This window comes from Serratia sp. JKS296 (assembly GCF_900215445.1).
Classification (GTDB): domain Bacteria; phylum Pseudomonadota; class Gammaproteobacteria; order Enterobacterales; family Enterobacteriaceae; genus Serratia; species Serratia marcescens.
Genome location: NZ_OCMX01000001.1, coordinates 902328 through 925428, shown reverse-complemented (window position 1 = coordinate 925428; position 23101 = coordinate 902328). Strand labels below are relative to the sequence as shown.

Genomic DNA, 23101 nt, shown 5'->3' with positions numbered 1-23101 from the left:
TCATTTATGATATGGCTTTCTCTACAGTCGAGCGGCCTCGCCATGCACAGTATCTCTTTGCGGCAGATCGAAATCTTTCGGGCGGTGATGACCACCGGCAACCTGACCGAGGCGGCGGCCCTGCTGCAAACCTCGCAACCGACCGTCAGCCGCGAGCTGGCGCGCTTTGAAAAGCTGATTCGGCTGCAGTTGTTCGACCGGGTGCGCGGGCGCTTGTCCCCCACGGTGCAGGGCCTACGGCTGTTCGAAGAGGTGCAACGCTCCTATTACGGCCTCGATCGCATCGTCAACGCCGCCGCCGGCATCCGCCAGTTTCAGCAGGCGCAGCTGTCGATCGTGTGCCTGCCGGTATTTTCCCAATCGCTGCTGCCGGCGGTGTGCCAGCCCTTTATCGAACGTTATCCGGAAGTCAGCTTCAGCGTGATCCCGCAAGAGTCGCCGCTGCTGGAAGAGTGGCTGTCTGCCCAGCGCCACGATCTCGGGCTGACGGAAACCACCCTCACGCCGGCGGGCACCGAACGGGTGACGCTGATGACGTTGAACGAAGTGTGCGTGCTGCCGACGGGCCACCCGCTGCTGGTAAAAGACCAGCTGACGCCGCAGGACTTCGCCGGGCAGAACTTCATCAGCCTGTCGAGCACCGACAGCTATCGTCACTTGCTGGATGCGCTGTTCGCCGAGCGAGGCGTCGAGCGCCGCATGGTGATGGAAACGCACAGTGCGGCGTCAGTGTGCGCCATGGTGAGAGCCGGCGTGGGGGTGTCGATCGTTAACCCGCTGACGGCGCTCGACTATGCCGGCAGCGGCGTGCACGTGCGGCCGTTCAGCATCGACGTGCCGTTCACCGTCAGCCTGATCCGGCCGCTGCACCGCCCTTCATCGGCGCTGGTCACGGCCTTTATCGACCATTTGCATCAGCAGGCGGCACGCTTCTCCGCCCGGCTGGCCGCCGCTGTCAGGCGCTGAAAGCGGCGTGGGAATATTGCCGAGGCCTTAGCGCAGCGTCGCCTGCCACTGCGGATCGGTGGCAAACCACTCCACCAGAAAGTCCAGCATGGTGCGCAAGGTGGCGGGCATCTGGCGACGCGAGGTGTAGATGCCGTAGATGCCCATCGACTGCGGCCGGTAATCCGGCAACAATTCGACCAGTTCGCCGCTGGCCAGCAGCGGGGCCGCCGAATAATAGGGCTGCATGGAAATGCCCGCGCCCTGCACCGTGCCGGCCATCAACACCACCGACTCATTGGCGCTCAGGTTGCCGCTGACCGCCACCGCCGATTTCACGCCCTGAGCATCGAAGTGCCACAGGCTTTTGCCGAAATAGGAGTAGGTCAGGCAGTTGTGCAACGCCAGATCCTGCGGTTGGCGCGGGGTGCCGTGTGCCGCCAGATACGCCGGCGCGGCGCACACCACCGATGCGCAGGTGGACAGCGGACGGGCGATCAGGTTGGGATCCAGCTCGTTGGTGATGCGCAGCGCCAGATCGATGCGCTCTTCCACCAGGTTCACCGCCCGGTTGTTCATCTGCAGATCGACCGCCACCTGCGGGTGACGCTTCAGATACTGAGCGACCGCCCCCACCAACGCCGTTTGCCCGAGCGACTGCGAACAGGTGATGCGCAGCAGGCCGCGCAGTTCGTCGCTCTGCCCTTCCTCCACCAGATCGATTTCCCCCGCCAGCGCCAACATTTGTCGGCAACGTTCCAGAGTACGCTCACCGGCGTCGGTCAGACTAAGCTTACGGGTAGTGCGGTGCAGTAAACGCGCCCCGGCCCATTGCTCCATCTGCGCCAGGTAGCGCGTCACCATCGCACGCGACATCTCCAGCGTTTCCGCGGCGGCGATCATGCTGCCGCGATCGACGATGGTGACAAAAACCTCAGCGGCGGTAATGCGATCCATGATTAGTCCGATTTATGCAACGAATAATTGCTTATTATCCGGTTTTTCTATCGCTTTATGCAACCTAACATCGTTACAACATTAACCGATACCTAAGGACCTCTGCCCATGTTTAAGAAATCACTGTTAACTCTGGCCTTCACCGGCGTCGCCACACTGAGCACTTACGCCACCGCTGCCGATACCCTGACCATGGAAGTGTATAACCCGGGCGAGAAAAGCGTGTTCCCGGTGTCTTCCGAAATCGTCAGCGGCCAACACGAAGTGGCGCTGATTGACGCTCAGTTCCAGCGTAACGATGCCGAAGAGCTGGTGAAAAAGATCAAGGCGACCGGCAAGAAGCTGACCACCGTTTATATCAGCCACTCAGACCCGGATTTCTATTTCGGTCTGGACGTGATTAAGGCGGCCTTCCCGGAGGCGAAAATCATCGCTTCGCCAGGCACCATCAAGGACATCAACGCCACCAAAGACGGCAAAGTCGCCTATTGGGGCCCGATCCTGAAAGACAACGCGCCGAAAACCGTGATCGTGCCACAGCCGCTGCAGGGCGACAGCTTCACCATCGACGGCCAGAAAGTGGAAGTGAAAGGCCTGAACGGCCCGACCCCCGATCGCACCTTCGTCTGGATCCCGGCGCTGAAAGCGGTCGTGGGCGGCGTCGCGGTCGCCGGTGACAATATCCATCCGTGGATCGCCGACAACCAGACCGAGGAATCGCGCCAGCACTGGCAGCAGACGCTGAAAAACATCGAAGCGCTGAAGCCGCAGGTCGTCGTGCCGGGCCACTTCCTGCCAGGCGCCGCGCAAACGCTGGCATCGGTGCACTTTACCCAGAAATACCTGACCACGCTGGAAGCCGAACTGCCGAAGGCCAAGGACTCCGCCGCGCTGATTGAAGCGATGAAAAAGCACTACCCGACGCTGAAAGACGAATCGAGCCTGGAACTGAGCGCAAAAGTGCTGAAAGGCGAGATGAAGTGGCCGCAATAAGCGCCCCTGCGTGATTGAACCAGCCCCGGCGCCGCGGCGAGTTGCCGCGCGCCAAGCGAGGAGTAAAGATGACCGAAACCACGTTACATTACATTTTCGATCCGCTGTGTGGCTGGTGCTATGGCGCCGCGCCGCTGGTGAAAGCGGCTCAGAGCCTCCCCGGGCTGAAGATCGTGCCGCACGCCGGCGGCATGATGACCGGCAACAATCGCCGCCAGATCACCGACGAGTGGCGCAACTATGTCATTCCGCACGACAAACGCATCGCCGAAATGACGGGCCAGCCGTTCGGCGAAGCCTATTTCAACGGCCTACTGCGCGACACCACGGCGGTGATGGATTCCGAACCGCCGATCACCGCTATCCTGGCGGCGGAAAAGCTGTCTGGACGCGGGCTGGACATGTTGCATCGCATTCAGCAGGCGCACTATAAGGAAGGCCGGCGCATCGCCGACACGCCGGTGCTGGAAGCGTTGGCGAAAGAGCTGGGGTTGCCTTCGGCGGCGTTTATCGCCGAAATGCGCTTCAACAGCGGCGCACCGACCGCGCAACACATCGCGGAAAGCCGGGCGCTGCTCGCCAAAGTGCAAGGCCAGGGCTTCCCGACCTTTGCGCTGCAGGACAGCGAAGGCCACCTGCATCTGCTGCCGGCCGGGAACTATCTGGGCAATGTGGAAGCCTGGAAGAACCTGCTGGGCGCCGCCGCGCTGGCGTAACCCTTCTCGCCCCGATCGCCGGGGCGAGTCATTCGACCCGCACGAACCGCCCTTCCGCCCGCACGTTGTGACCGAACCCGCAATCCCCCCGCGTATGCATCTCCAGCGCTTGTTCGCCAAACGCCATCGTCACGTCGCAGACCTGCGCGCTTTCCGCTTCATGCTGGTGGTAGACAGCCTTGCCGTGTTCGATCGGCAGCTCGGCGGTGAAGTCGCCCATGTTCGGCCCGTAATACAGCCCCATCTGCGGCATGGCGTAGCCGGAAAACGCGATCAACCAGCGCTCGCCCTGCGGCTTCACCGCCACTTCGCTCCACACGCCGCGCCCGGCGTATTGCCAATACACGCCGCCCGGCCCCTTGGGCTGCGGCTGCTGCGCCAGGCGTTGGCGCAACAGGCTCATGTTGTGCTGCGATTTGTCGTCGTGCGGCGCCAGCGCCAGATAGGCCTGCGCCTTGAGCAATTCCCCGGCGTGCATCAGCGACAGCGCCACGTTGTTGTAAGCCGTGGCGACAGCCTGCTCGCTCAGGCCGCAAAACTCGCTCCAGGCCGCCTGATCGCGAAAGATGTCGGCGGCTTTGGCGTAATCCTGCCGCTGATAGGCCTTTTTTCCCAGTTCGGCGTAGCTCGCCACCTTTTGACAGTCGGCGGCGATGTCCGGCTCGTCAATGTGCGCCCAGGCCCGGGCGCTGGCGAAGACGCCGCAGGTCAGCAACAGGGGAAACCAAGCCTTCATCGTTTATCCTTTCTGCAAAAATTCGGCGCCAGTATAACCGCCCTGCGCCGGAGTGTATGCCGCAATTGCGCCCGCCAGCGCGCCGCTGACGATTCAGCCGCCTTATTTCAAACGGTTAGCGGAGTCAAAACTGCTTACAGTCGCGGTTTGTTTGTTACCGGCCCGCAGCCCATGCTGAACAAAACACCGCAATTATCGAGCCGTTATGAACGCAACCCCCTTGCAGAAACACGCCGTGTGGCAGTTGATCAAACCCTTTTGGGTGTCTGAGGAGCGATGGCGCGCCTGGATGATGCTAACAGCCATCGTCGTCCTGTCGCTTGGTCTGGTCTATATCAGCGTGCAGATCAACCAGTGGAACCAGGTGTTCTACGATGCGTTGCAGAACAAAAACTACCCGGTGTTCAAGGCGCAGCTGTGGCGCTTCACCTATCTGGCGCTGATCTTCATCGTGCTGGCGGTCTACAAGATCTACCTGACTCAGGGGCTGCAGATGCGCTGGCGGCGCTGGATGACGGAAAAGTTCATGGGAAAATGGCTGGCGCACCAGGCGTATTACCATACCGAGCAGCAGCAGATCGTCGATAACCCCGATCAGCGTATCGCTGAAGATCTCAACGTACTGACTCAATATACCCTGTCACTGTCGCTCGGGCTGCTCTCCAGCCTGGTGACGCTGTTTTCCTTTATCGACATTTTATGGCACGTCAGCGGGCCGATGACCTTCGCGCTCGGTCAACACGCCATCACCTTGCCCGGCTATATGGTGTGGTTCGCGCTGCTGTATGCGGTGCTGGGATCGCTGCTGATCTGGTGGGTCGGCAAACCGCTGGTCATGCTGGGCTTTAACCAGGAGCGGTATGAGGCGAACTTCCGTTTCGGCCTGATCCGCATCCGCGAAAACAACGACGCCATTGCGCTATACCACGGCGAACCGCGCGAGGCGCAACAGTTGGGTGACCGTTTCGACACCATTCGCAGCAACTGGTGGGCGATCATGCGCATCACCCGGCGGCTGAACATCGCCACCAACTTCTACGGCCAGTTCGCCATCGTGTTTCCCCTGCTGGTGGCGGCGCCGCGCTACTTCTCCGGCGCCATTCAGATGGGCGGCCTGATGCAGATCGCCTCGGCCTTCGGCCAGGTGCAGGGTGCGCTGTCGTGGTTTATCGACGCGTTTAACGACTTGGCGACCTGGAAAGCCTGCGTTAACCGTTTGGCCGGCTTCAACGCCGCCGTCGATCAGGTTCACCATCAGCCGCGCGGCATTCAGTTGCGGGAAGAGACCGCCCATCCGTTGACGCTGGATAACCTCAGCCTGAACTTGCCCGACGGCCAACCGCTGCTGGCCGGCGCAGAGATGACGCTGCAACGCGGCGATCGCCTGCTGATCGTCGGCCCTTCCGGCTGCGGCAAGTCGACGCTGCTGCGGGCCATCGCCGGTATCTGGCCTTACGGCGCGGGCGCCATCGGGGTGGCGGCCAACGCCAACACGCTGTTCCTGCCCCAGCGCAGCTACATTCCGATCGGCACGCTGCGCGAGGCGCTGAGCTACCCGAGCCTGGCGTCAGAATACAGCGACGAACAGCTGATGCGGGTGCTGGAAAACTGCCGTCTGAAACACCTGCAGCGCTGGCTGGATACCTCCGCCAACTGGAGCCATCGCCTGTCGCCGGGTGAGCAACAGCGGCTGGCGTTCGCCCGCGCCCTGTTGATTCGCCCGAGCATCCTGTTCCTCGATGAGGCCACCAGCGCGCTGGACGACGAAACCGAGCAACTGATGTACTGCCTGCTGGTGGATGAACTGCCGGACATGACGCTGATCAGCGTAGCGCACCGCAACAGCGTGGCGAAGTACCATCAGACCTGCTGGCGCTTCAGCCGCGGCGAAGACCAACCGGCGCGCCTGGCGCTGAGCCCATTGCCGGCATAACTCACGAAGCCGGGCGCGGGCGCGCCCGGTTTTCGTTCAGATGCCATCGGCCTGCGCATCTTCGCACTTCACCCGGCGGCGTTCATGCCACAGGCTGGTCAGGCCGCGTTTACCGCACGCCAAAGCCATCTCGCGAAATTCATCCAGATTCAGCCCATCGCGCTCCAGCATCATTTCCGCCGCCAACTGCATGTTGACGCCGGTGAGCACTTCGCAATCGCCCTGCGCATCCGCCAGTTCGCAGGCGCTGCGAAACGGCGAACCGCCGAGCATATCGGTCAGGAACACCACACCGTCCGGCTGCGCCACCGCCGCCAGCGCCGAGCGTAGGGCGTCGTTGAGCTGCGCGGTGCTCATCTGTTCAGGGAAATCGACCGCCGCACAGTGCCGCTGCGGCCCCACCACTTGTTCCACCGCCTGCAACAGCCCGGTGGCAAAGCCGCCGTGGCCGGTAATCACAATGCCTGGCATAGCCCGCTCCTCACAAAATACCGATAAATTTGCCCGCCACACCGATCGCTACGGTGACGCCAATCAGCTTCACTGGCGAGAAACCGCGCTTCATCAGGAAGAAAATGAGCAGCGTGAAGCACAGCGGCAACAAGTTTGGCATCAGCTTGTCCAGCACGTCGGTCTGCAGCGCCACGCTGGCCTTGCCGGCGTGCATCACCAGCGGCGTGGACAGGTGCACATACGAGGCCACCAGCGCGCCGATCACCGTCATGCCGACGATCGACGCGGCGTGAGAAATGCGCCGGGTGTGGGTCTTCAGCAGCGCCAGCGCGCTGGTGCCGGCCTGATAACCGTAGTGCGCCAGCCCAAAACGCAGGCCGAAGTGGAACAGGTTGAACAGCAGCAGGAAGACGATCGGCCCGAACAGGCTGCCCTCCAATGCCAGCGAAGCGCCTATGCCAGCGCAGATCGGCAGCAGCGTCAGCCAAAACAGCGCGTCGCCGATGCCGCCGAGCGGCCCCATCAGCGCCACTTTCACCGCGCGAATGGTGGAGATCTTCTCCTTGTTCTGCTCCATCGCCAGCACCAAACCGGACAGGAAGGTGACGTCGAACGGGTGCACGTTGATAAATTCCATGTGCATCTTCATCGAGTTGGCCAGATCCTGCGGGTTGCGGTGGATCTTGCGCAACCCGGGGATCAACTGATACAGCCAGCCGCCCGCCTGCATGCGCTCGTAGTTGAACGACGCCTGCAACAGCAGCGAACGCCAGGCCATGCGGTTGATGTCGCCGCGCGTCAGCGCTTCGGCGGGCTGGCTGTCCAGATAATCGTCCTGCTCCACCTGGCTGGTGGCCAGCGCCTGCGCCATGCGCTGCTCGGCCTTTTGCGCCAGCAGATCGTCGGAATCGTTAAATGCCATCTTCGGCGTCCTCCTGCGGAGCGGGCCGGGCGGTCGCCTCTGCCGTGCCGCGTTGCGTGTTGAAGAAATCGATCAGGGCGATCGCCAGGGCGCCCAGCGCCACCGCCAGGATCGGCAGCTTGAGGAACGTGACCGAGATGAAACCGAGGATAAAATAGGCCACGTAGGTTTTTTTCATCATCACTTTCATCAGCAGCGAGAAGCCGATCGCCGGCATCATGCCGCCCGCCACCGCCAGCCCGTCCAGCAGCCAGCCCGGCGCCTTCTGCACCATGGCGCTGGCCGCATCGGCGCCGAAGTAAATCGGCAGGAACGCCACCACGAAATAGAAGATGAACAGAATGCTGATGCCCAGGTAATTCACCCGTTCGATGCCGCGCCAGTTCAGCGCTTTCACCATGCGATCGCAGCGGTGCATCATCGGTGAGTACAGCGTAAACAGCAGCGTGATGCAGCCCTGCACCGCAATCGAGAACGGCACCGCCACGCCGATCGCCACTTTAGGGTCGGCCTTGGTCAGAATGGCGAACGCGGTGCCGATCACTCCGCCGATCACCACGTTCGGCGGTTGGGCGCCCGCCAGCGGCACCATGCCCATCCACACCAGCTCCAACGTGCCGCCCACCAGCAACCCGGTGTAGACGTCGCCCAAAATCAGCCCCACCAGCGGCCCCATCACCACCGGCCGGTGGAAATGGGTCAGACCGTCGAACAGGTCAACCCCGGCCAATCCGGCCAACAACGCAATCAATAGCGCATCCGTCAACATGCTTCCCCCCTGGCTCAAAAGAGCAGTTTGCCGATCGCCTCGCCCGATTCATCCGGCACCCGGCGCACTTCGCACTCCACGCCCAGTTCCGCCAGCGCGCGGAACGCGGCCACGTCGCCGTCGTCCAGCGACACCGTTTTGTGCACCTGCCGCTTCCCCTCGGCGAAGTGCATGTTGCCGACGTTGACGAAACGGATCGGCACCCCGCCGCGCACCAGCGTCAATACATCCTGCGGCGTTTTGCACACCAGGAAGATCTTCTGCCGATCCGCCGCCTTGTGGATCACGTCGATGGTTTTCTGCAGCGTGAAATAACGGGTCTGCACCCCTTCCGCCACCACCATGTCCATCAGGTTCTGCTGCACCGGATCGGCGGCGGCCTCGTCGTTGGCCACCACCACCAGGTTGGCGCCGAGGGTATTGGTCCAGGTCACGCCCACCTGGCCGTGCACCAGACGATTGTCGATGCGAGTCATTAAAATGTTCGGCATGTCAGCGGCCCTCCGGGTAACAGGCGGCGTGGTAATCGTCGAGCACCTGCGTCACTTTATGCAGCACCCACTCCTGCGGATCGGCGCTCAATTCGCCGGCGTTCAGCGCCCGCGCCTGATCCGGCAGGTACTGGCTGAGCAGCGCCAGCGGCGCCGGGCTGCGGCGCAGGTTGTCCAGCAAACCGTCGACCGCCTGCTGCACCTGCGGCTGCGGCCAGTAGTAACGCACCCGATCGCTCAGGCTGTAGTGGCGATCGAGATACTGTTGGTGCGGCGTGCCGTGGTAATAGCGGCTCCACTGCTGCGGCTGCTCGCGCATCACCTGCTCCAGCGTGGCGCACAGCTGCGCCGACTGGCGTTCCCCCAGCCATTCGCGTTCGATGCGATCGAGGGCGAACAGCGCTTCGCGCAGCGCGAAGGTCAGCGCCGGCCCCACCTTCAGGATGGCGAAGTGATCGCGCACCAGTTGGCGGTAGGCCTGCGGCGGTTGGTAATCCGTAGAGTGCGCTTCATAGATCATGCCCGGCTGCCGTTCGATGAAATGGCTCAATGCGTCGGCGCGCTGCGGTTGGTAATGCTCAACGCTGTGGTGATCGAACTCGACGCCCGGCTGCACCACCAGCGCGATAGTTCGCTGCCAGGCATCGTTCAGCTCGGCTTTTTGCCAGGCGATACGATGCGTTTCCAGCGTTTGCGCCACCGCCTGCGGCGTGGTGACCTGCAGACCCGCCAGCGCCTCCTGCGCGCCGCCCGGCACCGGCACCTCGGTGCCGATCACATAGACCGGCGCTTCGCCGCCGCTCTGCGCCCAGGCGCGTTCCGCCACCGCGCACAAACGCGCCGCCCGCTCGGCAACCGTGGCATCCCCCAGGGGCGAGGGATCATCGGCGCACGACATGGAACAATCGAGGTGAATTTTGCGAAATCCGGCGCGAACGTAATCGTCTATCAAGATTTCCGCCAGCGCCATCGCTTCCTGAGCCGGGCGATCTTGCCAGGCGTTTGGCCCCAGATGATCGCCACCCAGCCATACGCGCTCGCGCGCCAGGCCCACTTCATCCGCCAGACGCCACAGCCCATCGCGGAACTGGGCCGCCGTTTGGCCGGTATAGCCGCCGAATTGATTGACCTGGTTGGACGTCGCCTCCACCAACACCGGCGTGCCGCGGGCTTTGGCCTGCCGCAGCGCGGCCTTCAGAACCCAGGGATGGGCGGAACAGACGGAAAAGATCCCGACCGGCATACCGGCCTTGTGCTGCTCGACAAGCTGTAACAACTGCTGCATGAAGCCCCCATGCAGGCGCCCTGCTACCGATCGGCGATGATGACCTCCACGCCCAGCTCGGTTAACGCCCGCTCGTAATCGTCCGGAAGACGGCTGTCGGTGATCAGCCGATGGATTTGTCCGGCTTCGCGAATCATGCAAAAGCTCTTGCGACCAAATTTGCTGGCATCCGCCACCGCGATAATCTCGCGCGCCACCTCGCACATCACGCGATTGAGGTGCGCTTCACCGGGGTGAGGCGTGGTGATGCCGGCGCTCAGATCGAACCCGTCGACGCCCAAAAACAGCTTGTCGAAGCGGTACTGACGCAATTGCTGCTCGGCAGCCGGACCGTAGAGCGAGTAAGAGTTGCGGCGCACGCTGCCCCCCAGCACCATGACTTCCACCCCGTCGTTTCCCGAAAGCTCGTAGGCAATGTTCAGCGCATTGGTCATCACCACCAGATCGCGCCGCCCCTTCAGGAACGGCACGATCTGCGCGGTGGTTGAACCGGAATCGAGGATCAGCGCATCGCCGTCGCGCACATAGCCGGCCGCCGCGTTGGCGATCAGCGTTTTGACGTCGCGATTCAACCGCCCTTTGTCCCGCAGCGGCCGATCGAAAGCGAATTGCTGATTGAGCATCGCGCCGCCGTAAGCGCGCAGCGCACACCCTTTTCGTTCCAGAAAGCGCAGATCGTTGCGGATCGTCACCGTGGATACCGCAAACTGTTTGCTGAGCTGTTCCACGCGCACGCTGCCGTGCTCGCATAACAGATCGATAATGTGTTCACGTCGCTTTGCGGTATTCACTGGCATGAGCTGCGGTCCTCAGGTTTCCGGCATCGCCGGGGAGAAGATGGCTTTCGCTCTACTGCGCTCGCATTACAGCAAAGCGAAAGCAATGAAATTGTGATCGGGATTACAGCCCCGTTTTAGCAAAAAAACCGCCAAAAAACCTTTCGAATCGAAACGGATCGAAAAGCCCAAAAGCGGAAGGGGGAAAAAGTGAAATGCCATGACGGGCGATACCCCCGGAGCGCTGAGGCGTGGGCTGCACGGAAAGCGAAAGCGGCGCATGGTGCGCTCCGCGCCATGACTTTTAGTTCACTCAGTGACCAAGATCACATAATGGCAATTATCCGGCGGCCGGCGGGGATTAACCGCCGCCATCCCGCCGGGCCGTACCCTTGTCAGCACGAGCCATCTTCCCTACACTGGCGATCGGATACCGTCGATTTTCGGTACGTAAGCGTTAACGTCAATCAACGCATCACGCCATGCAGCACTGATTGACTGCATGCCTTGGTGCGAGGAACCCATGCCGCAACCCGCTTCACCCCCAGCGTCCACCGCGACCCCGCGTCGCCGGTTACACCGCCCTATTCTGCTTATCGTCGGCATTATGCTGATCGCGGCCAATTTGCGCGCCGCCCTGACCAGCGTCGGCCCGCTGCTGGAGCAGATCCAGCAACAGCTGGCGTTATCCGCCACCGCCGCCGGCCTGATCAATTCGCTGCCGCTGATCCTGTTCGCCATCCTCTCGCCGTTGACCCCGGCGCTGGCGAAACGCATCGGTATTGAGCGCACCCTGGGCCTCGCCCTCGCGCTGCTGATCTGCGGCATCGCCCTGCGCTCCCTGCCGCAAGACGCCATGCTATGGCCGGGCAGCATCCTGATCGGCGCCGCCATCGCCTTCGCCAACGTAGTGCTACCGACGCTGGTGAAAAGAGATTTCCCACATCGCGCCGCCGCGATGATCGCCGCCTATGCGGCGGTGATGTCGCTGGTTGCCGCCATCGCTTCCGGTCTGGCCGTGCCGCTGGCTTCGCTGGCCGACCTTGGCTGGCGGTTCTCCTTATTATGCTGGGGCTTGCCTGCGCTGTTGGCGCTGCTGGTGTGGTTGCCGCAACTGCGGCGCTCCGCCACTCCCGCCACTAGAGAGCCGCAGCCGACGGAGCCGCAACGCTATCGCTCTCCCTGGGGCAGCGCGCTGGGCTGGCAAGTGGCGATGTTCATGGGGCTGCAATCGATCGCCTTCTACACCATCATCGGCTGGTTCAGCGCTTTTGCCGCCAGCCACGGCACCTCCGCTCAGCAGGCGGGTTTCGAACTGTTCGTTTACCAGGTGGTGGCGATCGTCGCCAACTTTGTCATGGTGGTGATTTTGCCGCGGGCGCGCGATCAGCGGGCGATAGCGTTGGGCAGCTCGCTGCTGATCTTCATCGGCGTCGGGGGATTATTGGTGCAACCCGCCAGTTCACTGGTGTGGCTGACGTTTGCCGGGTTGGGGGCGGGGAGTTCGCTGGTGCTGGCGCTGTCGTTCTTTGGATTGCGCAGTCAGCATCATCATCAGGCGACGCTGCTGTCGGGTATGGCGCAATCCGTCGGTTATCTGTTGGCGGCGCTGGGGCCCACCCTATTCGGCCTGCTGCACGATCTGACGGAAGGCTGGCGCTTGCCGTTGATCGCCCTGCTGGGCCTGACCGTCTTGCAAATGCTGTTCGGCGCGCTGGCCGGCCGCAGCCGCGTGATCAGCTAACGCTGCGGCGCAATGGGGGCCGCGCCGGCTCAGAGTCGGTGTCCTGCCATAAATCTTCAATAAAGGCGCGCTGCTCATCGCTCAGCACCCATGACGGCGGAATTTTGGACTGTGCGCGACGCTCAGCGCCCTCACGGTTTTTAGCCTGCTTTTTGTTCACGAATCGCCTTCCTGCTTAACCTGCTAACTCAGTAACCAATAAATCACGGCGGCGGTTAACAGCCAGAACAGCCCGCTACCGATAAACACACACAGCCATGCTCTACGTTTGATATCAGATCCATCCTTGCTCACCACAGCGCCCCCAACCAATAGATTAAACCATTCAAACAACAATTATCGATCTGTTTTAACGATCGATAAAGTCATTTTTTCCTATGGAAATTTAAAAAACAGCTGCTAGCCATAGACCTGCATCACCGCCTCAGTAAGAACGGCACCGTGGATATCACTGTTATCGGCAGGCGATAACTTGAATTGATAGGCGAACGAACGTGCAGTGTGCCATATCTTTAAAGGTCAAAATTAAACCACTGGTAAATAATTCAACTATCAATTACTTGACTGGACATAAGCCAAATCGGCAACAGACAGCGCTGAAGGTGGGGGATAAAATGAAGCGACGTACTGGGATCATGCGGAGAGAAGCACCGGCCCGCTTTAGTCTCGCTCGGGCCGGTGTGAGTTAACCGATTCTGCTGACGGAATCCCGGCTGGCGTGTTCACGCTCGCTGCCGGTCAGCTCACGTAAATGACCCGAGCGCATCTCAAGCAGCCGATCGGCGTGTTCGAAATAGTGATCGTCATGGCTGATGGCAAACACCGTTTTGCCCAGCGCGCGCAGTTCTGGCAACAGCTCGCGATAGAAAATGCGCCGGAATTGCGGATCCTGATCCGCGGCCCATTCATCCAACAGCAAGATATCGCGCTGTTCCGCCACGGCCAGCAGCAAAGCCAGACGCTTGCGCTGCCCCTGCGACAGTTGCGGGTTGGTCACCCTGGCGCCGTCGAACTGCAGTTTGCTTTTCATATTCAACCGCTCGAGCCAGCCGGCGACCAGTTCCGCATCGGGCTCGCCGCCTTCCGGCCCTTGCAAACGATCGAACTGATGAAAATCGGTGAAAATCGCCGAAAACAGCCGACGATAGCCCGGCATATCCGCCGCGGTCTGTGCGACGCCATCCAGAACGATGTGCCCGCTCACCGGCCGGTACAACCCGGTCAACAGCATCGCCAGCGTTGACTTGCCGCTGCCGTTGCCGCCGATCAAAAAGACCAGCTCGCCACGCCGCAGCGTCAGATTAAGCGGCCCGACGGCAAAACCGGGCTGTTGCTCCGTATCGGCATAGTGAAAAACCACGTCGCGCAGCTCCAGCGTCTGCCAGGAACGGCCTGCGGCGGCAGGAAACGCCGGTTGGTACTCGGCCAGGCGCAGCGTCTTCAGCTTGTTGAAGGCGACTTCGGCGCTGACCAGCGTCGGAAACGCCCCGACCGCCTGCAGTAATGGCGTGCGCAAGAACAGCAGCGTCAGGGAATACGTGGCGGCCACCGCCGAGTCCGCCCATCCCAGGCTGTTAGCCATAAAGAACACCAGTCCGATCGCCCCCAACATCATGATATTTGACCAGTTGAGCGCACTCAAATGGAAGGTATCGGCGCGAATGATATGGTGGCGGTAAGCTTGCGCATCGGGTTGATAGGTCTGTTCGTACAGCGCCTGCGCTCGCTTGCGGTTTAACGTCAGTTCCTTGCGACCGTCAATCACCGATTCGTAATGATGATAGAGGCGCTCTTCCGACTCGCGCAAACTGGCCATATGGCGATAAACCCGCGAGACCAGGCAGCCGCTGCCCACCACGGTGACGGCGACCCACACCGCCGTCACCGCCAGCATTTTCGGCGATAGCCACCCCAGATAGGCCGCCGACCCCAGGGTTAAAATCACCCCTTGCACCAGTTCGGGCAAGCGCACGAAGGCGACGGTGATATTGCGGACATCGCTGGAGAGGCTGGCCAACAATGAGGCGCTGCCTAACTGTTCAAGGCGTTCAATATCGGTATCCAGGATGCGTTTCACTAACTGCCCGCGCAGGCGGTAGACGAAGTAATGGCCCAATGTCGTCAGCGCCAATTGCGATCCCAGCGTGACCGCCATCAGCAATGCCAGCAGGGCGAGAAACATCGGCAGCACAGCCAATGCATCGCCGCCGGCGTCCATCAGGTATTGATTGATAAACGCAATGATACCGATGCCCAAGCCGGCGCTGGTCATGGTCAATGCCATAACCGCCAGAAATGGCCAACGATACTGGTGATAAACCACCCGTAGCAGTTCCATGAAAAAACCTCTGAAGTCGCGATCTGGCAGGCATTGTAAGCGGCGCGAGAATGAGATCAAGACGAATTCTCATTGCTCGCGCAGCCTCTGATTTCGACGCCAAGGGCATTTTGATGATTGCTTATTGAAACGAGAGACTTACACTGGCGCCACTTGCCGCTGAAGGGAACAGCCGATTATGCTCGCGACTCACGAATACGCCAACGACCTGATTCTGTTTGCCCTGATTGTCGACTGCGGCTCGTTCAGCAAAGCCGCGGAGAGCGCCGGCATCACCAGCTCGGTGGTCAGCAAACGCATCGGGCGGTTGGAAAAATCGCTGGGCGCCCGCCTGTTGTACCGCACCACCCGCAGCCTGACGCTGACCGAAAGCGGCCAGGCGCTCTACCAGCAGGCCAAAGAGATCGGCGCCAAAGTGCAGGAGGCGCTGTACGCCGTCAGCGAAAAGAGCGAAGAGTTGACCGGCACCATCCGCATGTCGGTGCCGACCATTTCGGGCGAGCTGCTGCTGAGCGAAAGCGTGGCGGAATTTTGCGCCCTGCATCCCAGCCTGAAGGTCGAAATGCGGCTGGAAAACCGCTTCGTCGATCTGGTGGAAGAAGGCATCGATCTGGCGATCCGTACCGGGACCATGCCGGACTCCAGCCTGATTGCCCGGCCTATCTTCGATTCCCGCTGGGTGATCGTCTGCTCGCCGGGCTACCTGGAAAGCCACCCGGAACCGCGCAGCGCCGACGATCTGCTGAGCCACAACTGCCTGACCTACACCTACCAAGAGAGCGGCACCGCCAACTGGCTGATGAAGCGGCCGGGGCGCAACGACATCTACGAGCTGCAGGTTAACGGCAACCTGTCGGCCAACAATGCGCGGGCGATCCGCAAAGCGGTGATCGGCGGCCACGGCATCGCCATGGTGCCGCGCTGCATGGTGTATGAAGATTTGCAGGACGGTAAACTGACGGAGATCCTGGCCGGCCACTGCGGCAAAGTGCTGGGCATTTACGCCGTTTATCCTTACACCCGCAATCTGCCGTTAAAAACCCGTCTGCTGATCGAACATATCATCGGTTCCTACCAAAATATCAGCCATTATTTTTGAGTTTTCCTCTCGGATTATTTCCCCGCTACCGCGAAAGACCGCGGGGATTACGGCATTTTTGGACATAATCTATTGAACATTACCGCCTAATTAATGTGAGCTCGCGCACTTATCGCACATCAACACTCCCTATCATGCTGATTTTAAATCAATTAATTTAACCCCTTCTACCGGCGTTTTTCCCTGCGCCGACGCCGTTCGCCGATGTTAAAAAATTACCGCATGGCATCATCGCCAACGTTGTGATTAGAATGAAAATGTTGCGGTAATTAACCTTTCAGCTACATCTCTCTGCCCATAAAAATAATAACCCTGAGGATCTTATGCCCCTGCTTTTCAGTATTGCGCCCATCATCCTGCTGATTTGGATGATGACTAAAAGGAATGGCGTGCCCTCTTACCTCGCCCTGCCGCTGACGGCCGCCGTGGTGTATGCCGTACAGCTCCTGTGGTTCGATGCCTCGCTGCGGCTGCTGCATGCCAATATCATCACCGCGCTGGTGTCGACGCTGACGCCGATCACCATCATTGCCGGCGCCATCCTGCTCAACAAACTGATGCAGGTAAGCGGCGCGGAAAACGTGGTGCGCCGCTGGCTGGAAACCATCAGCCCCAATCCCGTGGCCCAACTGATGATTATCGGCTGGGCGTTCGCCTTTATGATCGAGGGCGCCAGCGGCTTCGGCACACCGGCCGCCATCGCCGCGCCGATTCTGGTCGGGCTGGGCTTCAACCCGCTGCGCGTCGCCCTGCTGACGCTGGTGATGAACTCGGTGCCGGTCTCCTTCGGCGCCGTAGGCACCCCCACCTGGTTCGGCTTTGCCAACCTCGGCCTGTCGGACGCCAGCCTGCTGGAGATCGGCCGGCAAACCGCGCTGATCCACGTTGTCGCCGGCTTCGTCATTCCTCTGCTGGCGCTGCGCTTTATCGTTTCCTGGCAGGATATCCGCCGCAACCTGCCGTTTATCCTGCTCAGCGTGCTGAGCTGCACCCTGCCCTATCTGCTGTTGGCCCAGGTGAACTATGAGTTCCCGGCGCTGGTCGGCGGCGCGATCGGCCTGGCACTGTCGGTGCTGCTGGCGCGCGGTGGCATCGGCCTCGCCCGCGGCGACAAACCGCAGAGTGCCGCGCAGGCGGTGCCGTTCATGCAGGTGGTCAAGGCCATGACCCCGACCCTGCTGCTGATTGCTATTCTGATAGTGACGCGCGTCCACCAGTTGGGCCTCAAGGCGCTGCTCAACAACACCGCGCTGCTGTGGCAGGAAAACCTCGGCTGGCTCGGGGAGCTGCGCATCAGCCAGGCGCTGATCGTCGAACTGCAGCAGGTGCTGGGCACCGCCGCCGCCGCCGGCTACAAAACGCTGTATGTCCCGGCGCTGATCCCGTTCCTGTTGGTGGTGCTGCTGTGTATTCCGCTGTTCCGTCTGAATGGCGGCCAGGTGCGGCAAATGTTCAGCGAAACCGGCGGGCGCATCGCGCGGCCCTTTATCGCCCTGTTCGGCGCGCTGGTGATGGTTAACCTGATGATGCAGGGCGGCGACAACGCGCCGGTGATCCTGATCGGTAAAGCGCTGGCGGCGCTGACCGGCGACAGCTGGCTGCTGTTCTCGTCGTTCCTCGGCGCGCTGGGCTCGTTCTTCTCCGGCTCCAATACCGTTTCGAACCTGACGTTCGGCGGCATTCAGCAGTCGATCGCCCAGAGCAGCGGTCTTGATGTCAACCTGACGCTGGCCTTGCAGTCCGTCGGCGGCGCCATGGGCAACATGGTGTGCCTGAACAACATTATCGCGGTCTGTTCGATCCTCGGGATCGGCAACGCCGAAGGCAAAATCATCAGAAAGACCGTACTGCCGATGCTGGCGTACGGCGGGATTGCGGCCGGTATGGCAACGATCCTCACGCTCTGACCGAACACTCGTTATCGCAAGCAAGACAAGAAGGTAAACACTATGATCATCTCCGCGTCAACCGACTACCGGGCCGCCGCCCAGGCCAAACTGCCGCCGTTTCTGTTTCACTATATCGACGGCGGGGCCTACGCGGAGCATACGCTGAAGCGCAATACCGCAGATCTGGCCGATATTGCCTTGCGCCAGCGCGTGCTGCGCAATATGTCCGAACTCAGCCTGGAGACTACGTTGTTCGGCGAGCAGCTGGCGATGCCGGTGGCGCTGGGGCCGGTGGGGCTGACCGGCATGTACGCCCGCCGCGGCGAAGTGCAGGCCGCGCGCGCCGCGGCCAAAAAAGGCATCCCGTTCACGCTGTCCACCGTGTCGGTCTGCCCGATCGAAGAGGTGGCGCCGGCGATCGATCGGCCGATGTGGTTCCAGCTCTACGTGCTGAAAGATCGCGGCTTTATGCGCAACGCGCTGGAGCGCGCCAAAGCCGCCGGCGTGAAAACGCTGGTGTTTACCGTCGACATGCCGGTGCCCGGCGCCCGTTACCGCGACGCCCACTCAGGGATGAGCGGCCCCAACGCCGCCCTGCGCCGCGTGCTGCAGGCGTTTACCCATCCGCAGTGGGCCTGGGATGTCGGCCTGTTCGGCAAGCCGCACGACCTGGGCAACGTCTCGGCCTACCGCGGTAAACCGACCAGCCTGGAAGATTACATCGGCTGGCTGGGCGCCAACTTCGATCCGTCGATTTCCTGGAAAGATCTGGAGTGGATCCGCGAGTTCTGGGACGGCCCGATGATCATCAAAGGCATTCTGGATCCGGAAGACGCCAAAGACGCGGTGCGCTTCGGCGCCGACGGCATCATCGTCTCCAACCACGGCGGCCGCCAACTGGACGGCGTGCTGTCGACCGCGCGCGCCATGCCGGCGATCGCCGACGCGGTGAAAGGCGACATCACCCTGCTGGCCGACTCCGGCATCCGCAGCGGCCTGGACGTGGTGCGCATGATCGCGCTGGGCGCCGACAGCGTGCTGCTGGGGCGCGCCTTCGTCTATGCGCTGGCGGCGGCCGGCGAAGCCGGGGTGGCTAACTTGCTGGATCTGATCGACAAAGAGATGCGCGTCGCCATGACGCTCACCGGCGCGAAAACCATTGCGGAGATCAACGCCGGATCGCTGGTCAGAAACGCCTGAATCAAAGCGGCTGTACCCCTTCCGGGTAGGCGTTGTAGCTCATCTTGCTGATGAACGCCCCGGCCGGTGACACCAACACCCGGCCGGCGGCGTCCAACCCGAGGAAGGTGCCGGTGCAGCGCCCGGAGACAAAGTCGAAGAAGAACACCGAGCACACCGGGATAATCTTTTCCCGGAAGGTGAACAGGAACATCTCGTCCTCAAACTTGTAGTAAGTGGCGTAGTCCATGTCGCCGTGGCCGAATTGTTCGCCGCGCAGGTTTTGCCAGGCGTAGCGCTCGGTGTTGACGTAGAAGTGTTCGTAATAGTGGTTGGGGCTGTAGACATTCAGCGTGCGATAACCGATAAGCTCGCGGGTCAGATGCGGCGCGACGCCGCCCGGCGTGACGCCGGCAATCTGCCCAACGTGGAAGCTTTGCTTGAGGCGGGATCCCTTTTCCACCGTTTGCTCGGGCAGCAACGTGCTGCGCACCAGCAGCGCCCGGCCGCTGTCGCGGTTGAGCACCAGCGTCAGGCATTCGTTGCCCGGCGTCTGCAGCGGAATATTGAAGAAATAGCGCGCGGCGGAGGTTTGCACCTCTTCGTAAGCGTCCTCGCCGCTCTCCCCGCCCCAGGCCCACAGCACCCGCTGCCGATCGGCGCTGAAACGCAGCGTGATTTCCCCGCCGCCTTCAAAGGCGATCTGCAACGTTTTGCCGCGCCAGTCCTGAGTGCCCGGCAGCCGGTTGGTGTCGATGCCGCGCGCGAAATCGTCGTAATTCTTCCAGTCCGGTTCGGCATTTTGATTCAGTACGGATGGTTCTGCTGACATCTTCGCTCTCCTTGATTGAATGGGATGAAAACCGCCTCAGACGTCGGCGACGCCCGCCGGTTTCACCGCTCGGCGGTTCACCACGGCAGGGGCGGTTTCATCGAGAAAACAACTCAGTACGCCGGCGCACACGGCGCCGGCGGCCGCCAGCCACATCACGCTGACCAGCCCGTAGCGATCGGCGATCAGCCCGGCGATAAACGGCGCCAGGCAGCCGCCAATCACCTCGCCAATCCCCATCACCAGCCCCAACGCGGTAGCGATGCGGGCCGGCGACACCGTTTCAGACGGGATGGTGGCCATAAACAGCGTGAAACAGCCAAGGCCGGTATAAGACAGGAACACCAGCACGCCCAGCAGCCACGGGTTATCGACGTAGCTCAGAAACAGCGGGCAGCACACCGCCAGCAGCGAAAAGAAGATCAGCGTCGGCTTGCGGCCGAAGCGATCGGAAATCGCCGGCACCGCCACGCCCCAGAACACCCAAGCGGCGCCGATGGCGCTCATGATGCCGCCCATCGTGCCTTCACCGAAGCCGCGGTCGGTCACCAAAAAGTTGGGGGTGAAGGTAATGATGATCATGAACCAGGTGACGAACACACAGGAGATCAGAATGCACAGCGCCACGTTCTTGATTTTGAACAGCTCGCCGTAAGCACCTTTGTTCGCCGCCTTGTCGGCCGCTGGCGGGGCGCTGAAAGCGGGATCCTTCTTGCCGTTCACATAGCGATAGATCAGCCACGCCAGAATGATGCCCGGCACGGCGGTCAGGTGAAACGCCATGCTCCAGCCCCACTTCTGCGCCAGATAGATGATCAGCGGCGGCGCGATAATGCCGCCCAGCAGCCCCGGCGCCGCGCCCTGGATCAATCCCATGTTGAAACCGCGGCGCTGCGGCTGCGATTTTTCCACCATCAACGACTGTGCGATCGGCAATACCGGCCCTTCGGCGATCCCCATCAACGCTCGGAAGATCAATAGCATGGCAAAGCCGCTGACCAACCCCGACAGCGCGGAGAACAGCGAAAACACCAGGATCGACAAGATCAGCATCGGTTTACGGATATTAAAACGATCGGCTATCGCCCCCAGCCCGGCGCCAGACAGCGCCCAGGTTAACGCCAGCACCGCCGACAGGGTGCCGAGATGCACGTTGCTGAGCTTGAGGTCGGCGGCAATCATCGGAAACAGAAACGAGATGGTCAGACGATCGACGAACACGCAGCCGAAAACGAAAAATAAAATAATCAGCAACCGGTTCTCTTCACTTAATGCGCTGCGAGGCTCTGGCGATGTATTCATAGCGTCATGTGTCCATAAGTTAACTTATGAATGGCAAGCCGCCATGGCATAAGTGTGTTAAGCGCACGGCCAAGAGAGATATTGGCCCTCCGTCACGACAACAACTCATTAACATGTTAATGACATAAAATTATCGTAAGCCGGCGGTCTGTCAACCGGCGCTTTCTTAGAGACGAATGAAGTTTTTATTCGGTACTATTTCAAAATCGCATTATCACAAAAAGATATTTTACCCCTATGTTTTTACAGACAATAAAATAATAACGGGTATTTTTCTTCGGTTAAAAATGCCTATTTCCACGCCATTTGCGAATAATCTCAACGATCACTCTTCAGCCTTATTAATTTTTTATCCGTATTGAATGAACGCTGGGGAATATTCAGTTTGACTTTTATCTATTGAATCATTTCGTTTTATTTTATTGCCGCACAACAAACTAACTCTTATGAGGGAAAGGCTATCGGCAGGATTACATAATTTCATCTGGACAATAGCAAAAGCGCAGAGCGTGACGTAAATCACGACAAGCATGCCGTATCCTGCAAAGCAATTATGCTCGCAACAGCAATTATCTATTGCGATTAGGGCTGTTTATCTCAATTTAGCGCCATGCAACACTTCGGGCCATCGTTCGACACCGCGCCGCAAGGCCTGAGACGGAGTGACACATGAGCATCGAAAGACTAACCCGGGAGCCGCTTTCCATCGGCATCGAGTTGCCGCTGGACAACGATTGGTCCACCAGCGGGCAGCTGAAACGCCAGCAGGACGGGCGACCGTTCGGCGTGCCGGACATGAGCGAACACGCTGCGCGCATCAAGCTGGCCGATGAGCTCGGCTTTCGCGCCGCCTGGGTTCGCGACGTGCCGCTGTACGATCCGGACTTCGGCGACGCCGCGCAGGTGTTTGAGACCTTTACCTACCTCGGCTACCTGTCCAGCCTGACGCGCAATATTCTGCTGGGCACCGCGGCCGTGGTGCTGCCGCTGCGCCAGCCGTGGCTGGTGCGCAAAGCGGCTTCCACGCTGCAAACGCTGAGCGGCGATCGTCTGCTGCTCGGCGTCGCCAGCGGCGATCGCCCCGTGGAGTACCCGCTGTTCGGCGCCGATTACGCCGCGCGCGGTGAAAACTTCCGCACCAGCGTCGGCATTCTCAAAGGGGAAGCCGACAGCGCGCTCCAGCCTGGATTGCGCCTGCTGCCGGCCACGCCGCCGCCGCCGCTGCTGGTCGCCGGGTTGGCGCAGCAAACGCCCGAGTGGGTGGGCAAAAATATGGATGGCTGGCTGTCGTATCCCGGCACGCCTGCGGACCACGTTTCGCGAGTCAAACTCTGGCGTAACGTAGCCGGTGACAAGCCCTACGTCAGCTTTATTCATCTCGACCTCACCGATAACGCCGACGCGCCGATTCAGCGCCATCGCTTCGGCATCAAGAGCGGCCGTAATGGATTGATTCAGGAACTGAGCGCCATGCGTGACGCCGGGGTCAACCACATCGGCCTGCATTTCCGCCGTAACCAGCGGCCGCTGGAAGAGACGATGCAGGAGATCGGTCAACTGGTGTTGCCGGAATTCCATCGCGCCTGACGCCCGCTTTAGCCCGCTATTCCGACCTGAGCTGGTCTTTGCCCCGTTACCGGGGCTTTTTTATTTCCGCCGCTGCTGATTCATAACAACTCAGTCTAATCCCTGCGGCCAAACTGCGGCATGATGACGGGGAAACGAGCCACCATGGGGAATGA

General features: G+C 61.0%; 21 protein-coding genes. 9 read left to right on the top strand and 12 right to left on the bottom strand.

Annotated elements, in window-relative coordinates; all coding sequences use genetic code 11:
• The first annotated feature begins 42 nt into the window (after positions 1 to 42).
• The gene (locus CRO23_RS04395) at positions 43 to 966 is read left to right on the top strand and encodes a LysR family transcriptional regulator (RefSeq protein ID WP_097101452.1); all 924 of its coding nucleotides are present in this window, start codon (positions 43 to 45) and stop codon (positions 964 to 966) included.
• A 27-nt stretch (positions 967 to 993) separates the two neighbouring features.
• On the opposite strand, the gene CRO23_RS04390 is transcribed toward CRO23_RS04395, so the two are convergent.
• Positions 994 to 1902 (bottom strand): LysR family transcriptional regulator, encoded by a 909-nt coding sequence (locus CRO23_RS04390; protein ID WP_015378928.1) that lies wholly within the window; start codon positions 1900 to 1902, stop codon positions 994 to 996.
• Positions 1903 to 2010: 108 nt separating this feature from the next.
• On the opposite strand from CRO23_RS04390, the gene CRO23_RS04385 reads away from it, so the two are divergent.
• Together CRO23_RS04385 and CRO23_RS04380 are read left to right on the top strand one after the other, a co-directional pair.
• Positions 2011 to 2895 carry an MBL fold metallo-hydrolase gene (locus tag CRO23_RS04385; RefSeq protein ID WP_016929931.1) on the top strand — a complete coding sequence of 295 codons (885 nt, stop codon included), beginning with the start codon at positions 2011 to 2013 and terminating at the stop codon, positions 2893 to 2895.
• Between the two features lie 68 nt (positions 2896 to 2963).
• Positions 2964 to 3611 carry a DsbA family protein gene (locus CRO23_RS04380; protein WP_048324783.1) on the top strand — a complete coding sequence of 216 codons (648 nt, stop codon included), beginning with the start codon at positions 2964 to 2966 and terminating at the stop codon, positions 3609 to 3611.
• Positions 3612 to 3639: 28 nt separating this feature from the next.
• On the opposite strand, the gene CRO23_RS04375 is transcribed toward CRO23_RS04380, so the two are convergent.
• Positions 3640 to 4347 (bottom strand): hypothetical protein, encoded by a 708-nt coding sequence (locus tag CRO23_RS04375; RefSeq protein WP_033639498.1) that lies wholly within the window; start codon positions 4345 to 4347, stop codon positions 3640 to 3642.
• A 205-nt stretch (positions 4348 to 4552) separates the two neighbouring features.
• On the opposite strand from CRO23_RS04375, the gene CRO23_RS04370 reads away from it, so the two are divergent.
• Positions 4553 to 6280, top strand: a complete 1728-nt coding sequence (locus CRO23_RS04370; protein WP_028127675.1) for an ABC transporter ATP-binding protein/permease — start codon at positions 4553 to 4555, stop codon at positions 6278 to 6280.
• A 36-nt stretch (positions 6281 to 6316) separates the two neighbouring features.
• Here CRO23_RS04370 and agaF read toward each other — a convergent pair whose 3' ends face one another.
• Genes agaF through agaR form a run of 6 tightly spaced genes read right to left on the bottom strand, consistent with a single transcriptional unit; the run spans position 6317 to position 10997 of the window.
• Positions 6317 to 6751, bottom strand: coding sequence for a PTS galactosamine/N-acetylgalactosamine transporter subunit IIA (gene agaF, locus CRO23_RS04365; RefSeq protein WP_016929935.1), 435 nt, complete (start codon positions 6749 to 6751; stop codon positions 6317 to 6319).
• A gap of 10 nt (positions 6752 to 6761) precedes the next feature.
• Positions 6762 to 7655, bottom strand: coding sequence for a PTS system mannose/fructose/sorbose family transporter subunit IID (locus CRO23_RS04360; RefSeq protein WP_016929936.1), 894 nt, complete (start codon positions 7653 to 7655; stop codon positions 6762 to 6764).
• Positions 7645 to 8424 carry a PTS N-acetylgalactosamine transporter subunit IIC gene (agaW, locus tag CRO23_RS04355; RefSeq protein WP_016929937.1) on the bottom strand — a complete coding sequence of 260 codons (780 nt, stop codon included), beginning with the start codon at positions 8422 to 8424 and terminating at the stop codon, positions 7645 to 7647. The genes CRO23_RS04360 and agaW overlap by 11 nt, the downstream gene beginning before the upstream one ends.
• Before the next feature lie 14 nt (positions 8425 to 8438).
• Positions 8439 to 8915 carry a PTS N-acetylgalactosamine transporter subunit IIB gene (agaV, locus tag CRO23_RS04350; RefSeq protein ID WP_097101450.1) on the bottom strand — a complete coding sequence of 159 codons (477 nt, stop codon included), beginning with the start codon at positions 8913 to 8915 and terminating at the stop codon, positions 8439 to 8441.
• A gap of 1 nt (position 8916) precedes the next feature.
• Positions 8917 to 10200 (bottom strand): D-tagatose-bisphosphate aldolase, class II, non-catalytic subunit, encoded by a 1284-nt coding sequence (locus tag CRO23_RS04345; protein WP_016929938.1) that lies wholly within the window; start codon positions 10198 to 10200, stop codon positions 8917 to 8919.
• A 23-nt stretch (positions 10201 to 10223) separates the two neighbouring features.
• Positions 10224 to 10997, bottom strand: a complete 774-nt coding sequence (gene agaR, locus CRO23_RS04340; RefSeq protein ID WP_004931804.1) for a transcriptional repressor AgaR — start codon at positions 10995 to 10997, stop codon at positions 10224 to 10226.
• Between the two features lie 502 nt (positions 10998 to 11499).
• On the opposite strand from agaR, the gene CRO23_RS04335 reads away from it, so the two are divergent.
• Positions 11500 to 12720: a CynX/NimT family MFS transporter gene (locus tag CRO23_RS04335; protein WP_028127676.1), complete on the top strand. Its 1221-nt coding sequence runs from the start codon at positions 11500 to 11502 to the stop codon at positions 12718 to 12720.
• A gap of 183 nt (positions 12721 to 12903) precedes the next feature.
• Here the strand turns inward: CRO23_RS04335 and CRO23_RS04330 are convergent, their stop codons facing one another.
• Entirely contained in the window at positions 12904 to 13017 is a 114-nt protein-coding gene (locus tag CRO23_RS04330; protein WP_049232362.1) for a YmiA family putative membrane protein, read from the bottom strand.
• Between the two features lie 388 nt (positions 13018 to 13405).
• Positions 13406 to 15058 (bottom strand): multidrug ABC transporter permease/ATP-binding protein, encoded by a 1653-nt coding sequence (locus tag CRO23_RS04325; RefSeq protein WP_060445383.1) that lies wholly within the window; start codon positions 15056 to 15058, stop codon positions 13406 to 13408.
• A 178-nt stretch (positions 15059 to 15236) separates the two neighbouring features.
• On the opposite strand from CRO23_RS04325, the gene CRO23_RS04320 reads away from it, so the two are divergent.
• The 3 genes from CRO23_RS04320 (at position 15237) to lldD (ending at position 19246) form a co-directional block, all read left to right on the top strand.
• Complete coding sequence (locus CRO23_RS04320) at positions 15237 to 16157, top strand: LysR family transcriptional regulator (protein ID WP_016929942.1); 921 nt, start codon at positions 15237 to 15239, stop codon at positions 16155 to 16157.
• A 323-nt stretch (positions 16158 to 16480) separates the two neighbouring features.
• The gene (locus tag CRO23_RS04315) at positions 16481 to 18064 is read left to right on the top strand and encodes an L-lactate permease (protein WP_097101449.1); all 1584 of its coding nucleotides are present in this window, start codon (positions 16481 to 16483) and stop codon (positions 18062 to 18064) included.
• Positions 18065 to 18106: 42 nt separating this feature from the next.
• Positions 18107 to 19246, top strand: coding sequence for an FMN-dependent L-lactate dehydrogenase LldD (gene lldD, locus CRO23_RS04310; protein ID WP_033632193.1), 1140 nt, complete (start codon positions 18107 to 18109; stop codon positions 19244 to 19246).
• A gap of 1 nt (position 19247) precedes the next feature.
• Here lldD and CRO23_RS04305 read toward each other — a convergent pair whose 3' ends face one another.
• Together CRO23_RS04305 and CRO23_RS04300 are read right to left on the bottom strand one after the other, a co-directional pair.
• Positions 19248 to 20057, bottom strand: a complete 810-nt coding sequence (locus CRO23_RS04305) for a MoaF C-terminal domain-containing protein (protein ID WP_016929945.1) — start codon at positions 20055 to 20057, stop codon at positions 19248 to 19250.
• 36 nt (positions 20058 to 20093) lie between these two features.
• Positions 20094 to 21311, bottom strand: a complete 1218-nt coding sequence (locus tag CRO23_RS04300; RefSeq protein ID WP_097101447.1) for an MFS transporter — start codon at positions 21309 to 21311, stop codon at positions 20094 to 20096.
• A gap of 717 nt (positions 21312 to 22028) precedes the next feature.
• Here CRO23_RS04300 and CRO23_RS04295 point away from each other — a divergent pair.
• Entirely contained in the window at positions 22029 to 22946 is a 918-nt protein-coding gene (locus tag CRO23_RS04295; protein ID WP_004931740.1) for a TIGR03571 family LLM class oxidoreductase, read from the top strand.
• The last annotated feature ends 155 nt before the right edge of the window (positions 22947 to 23101 follow it).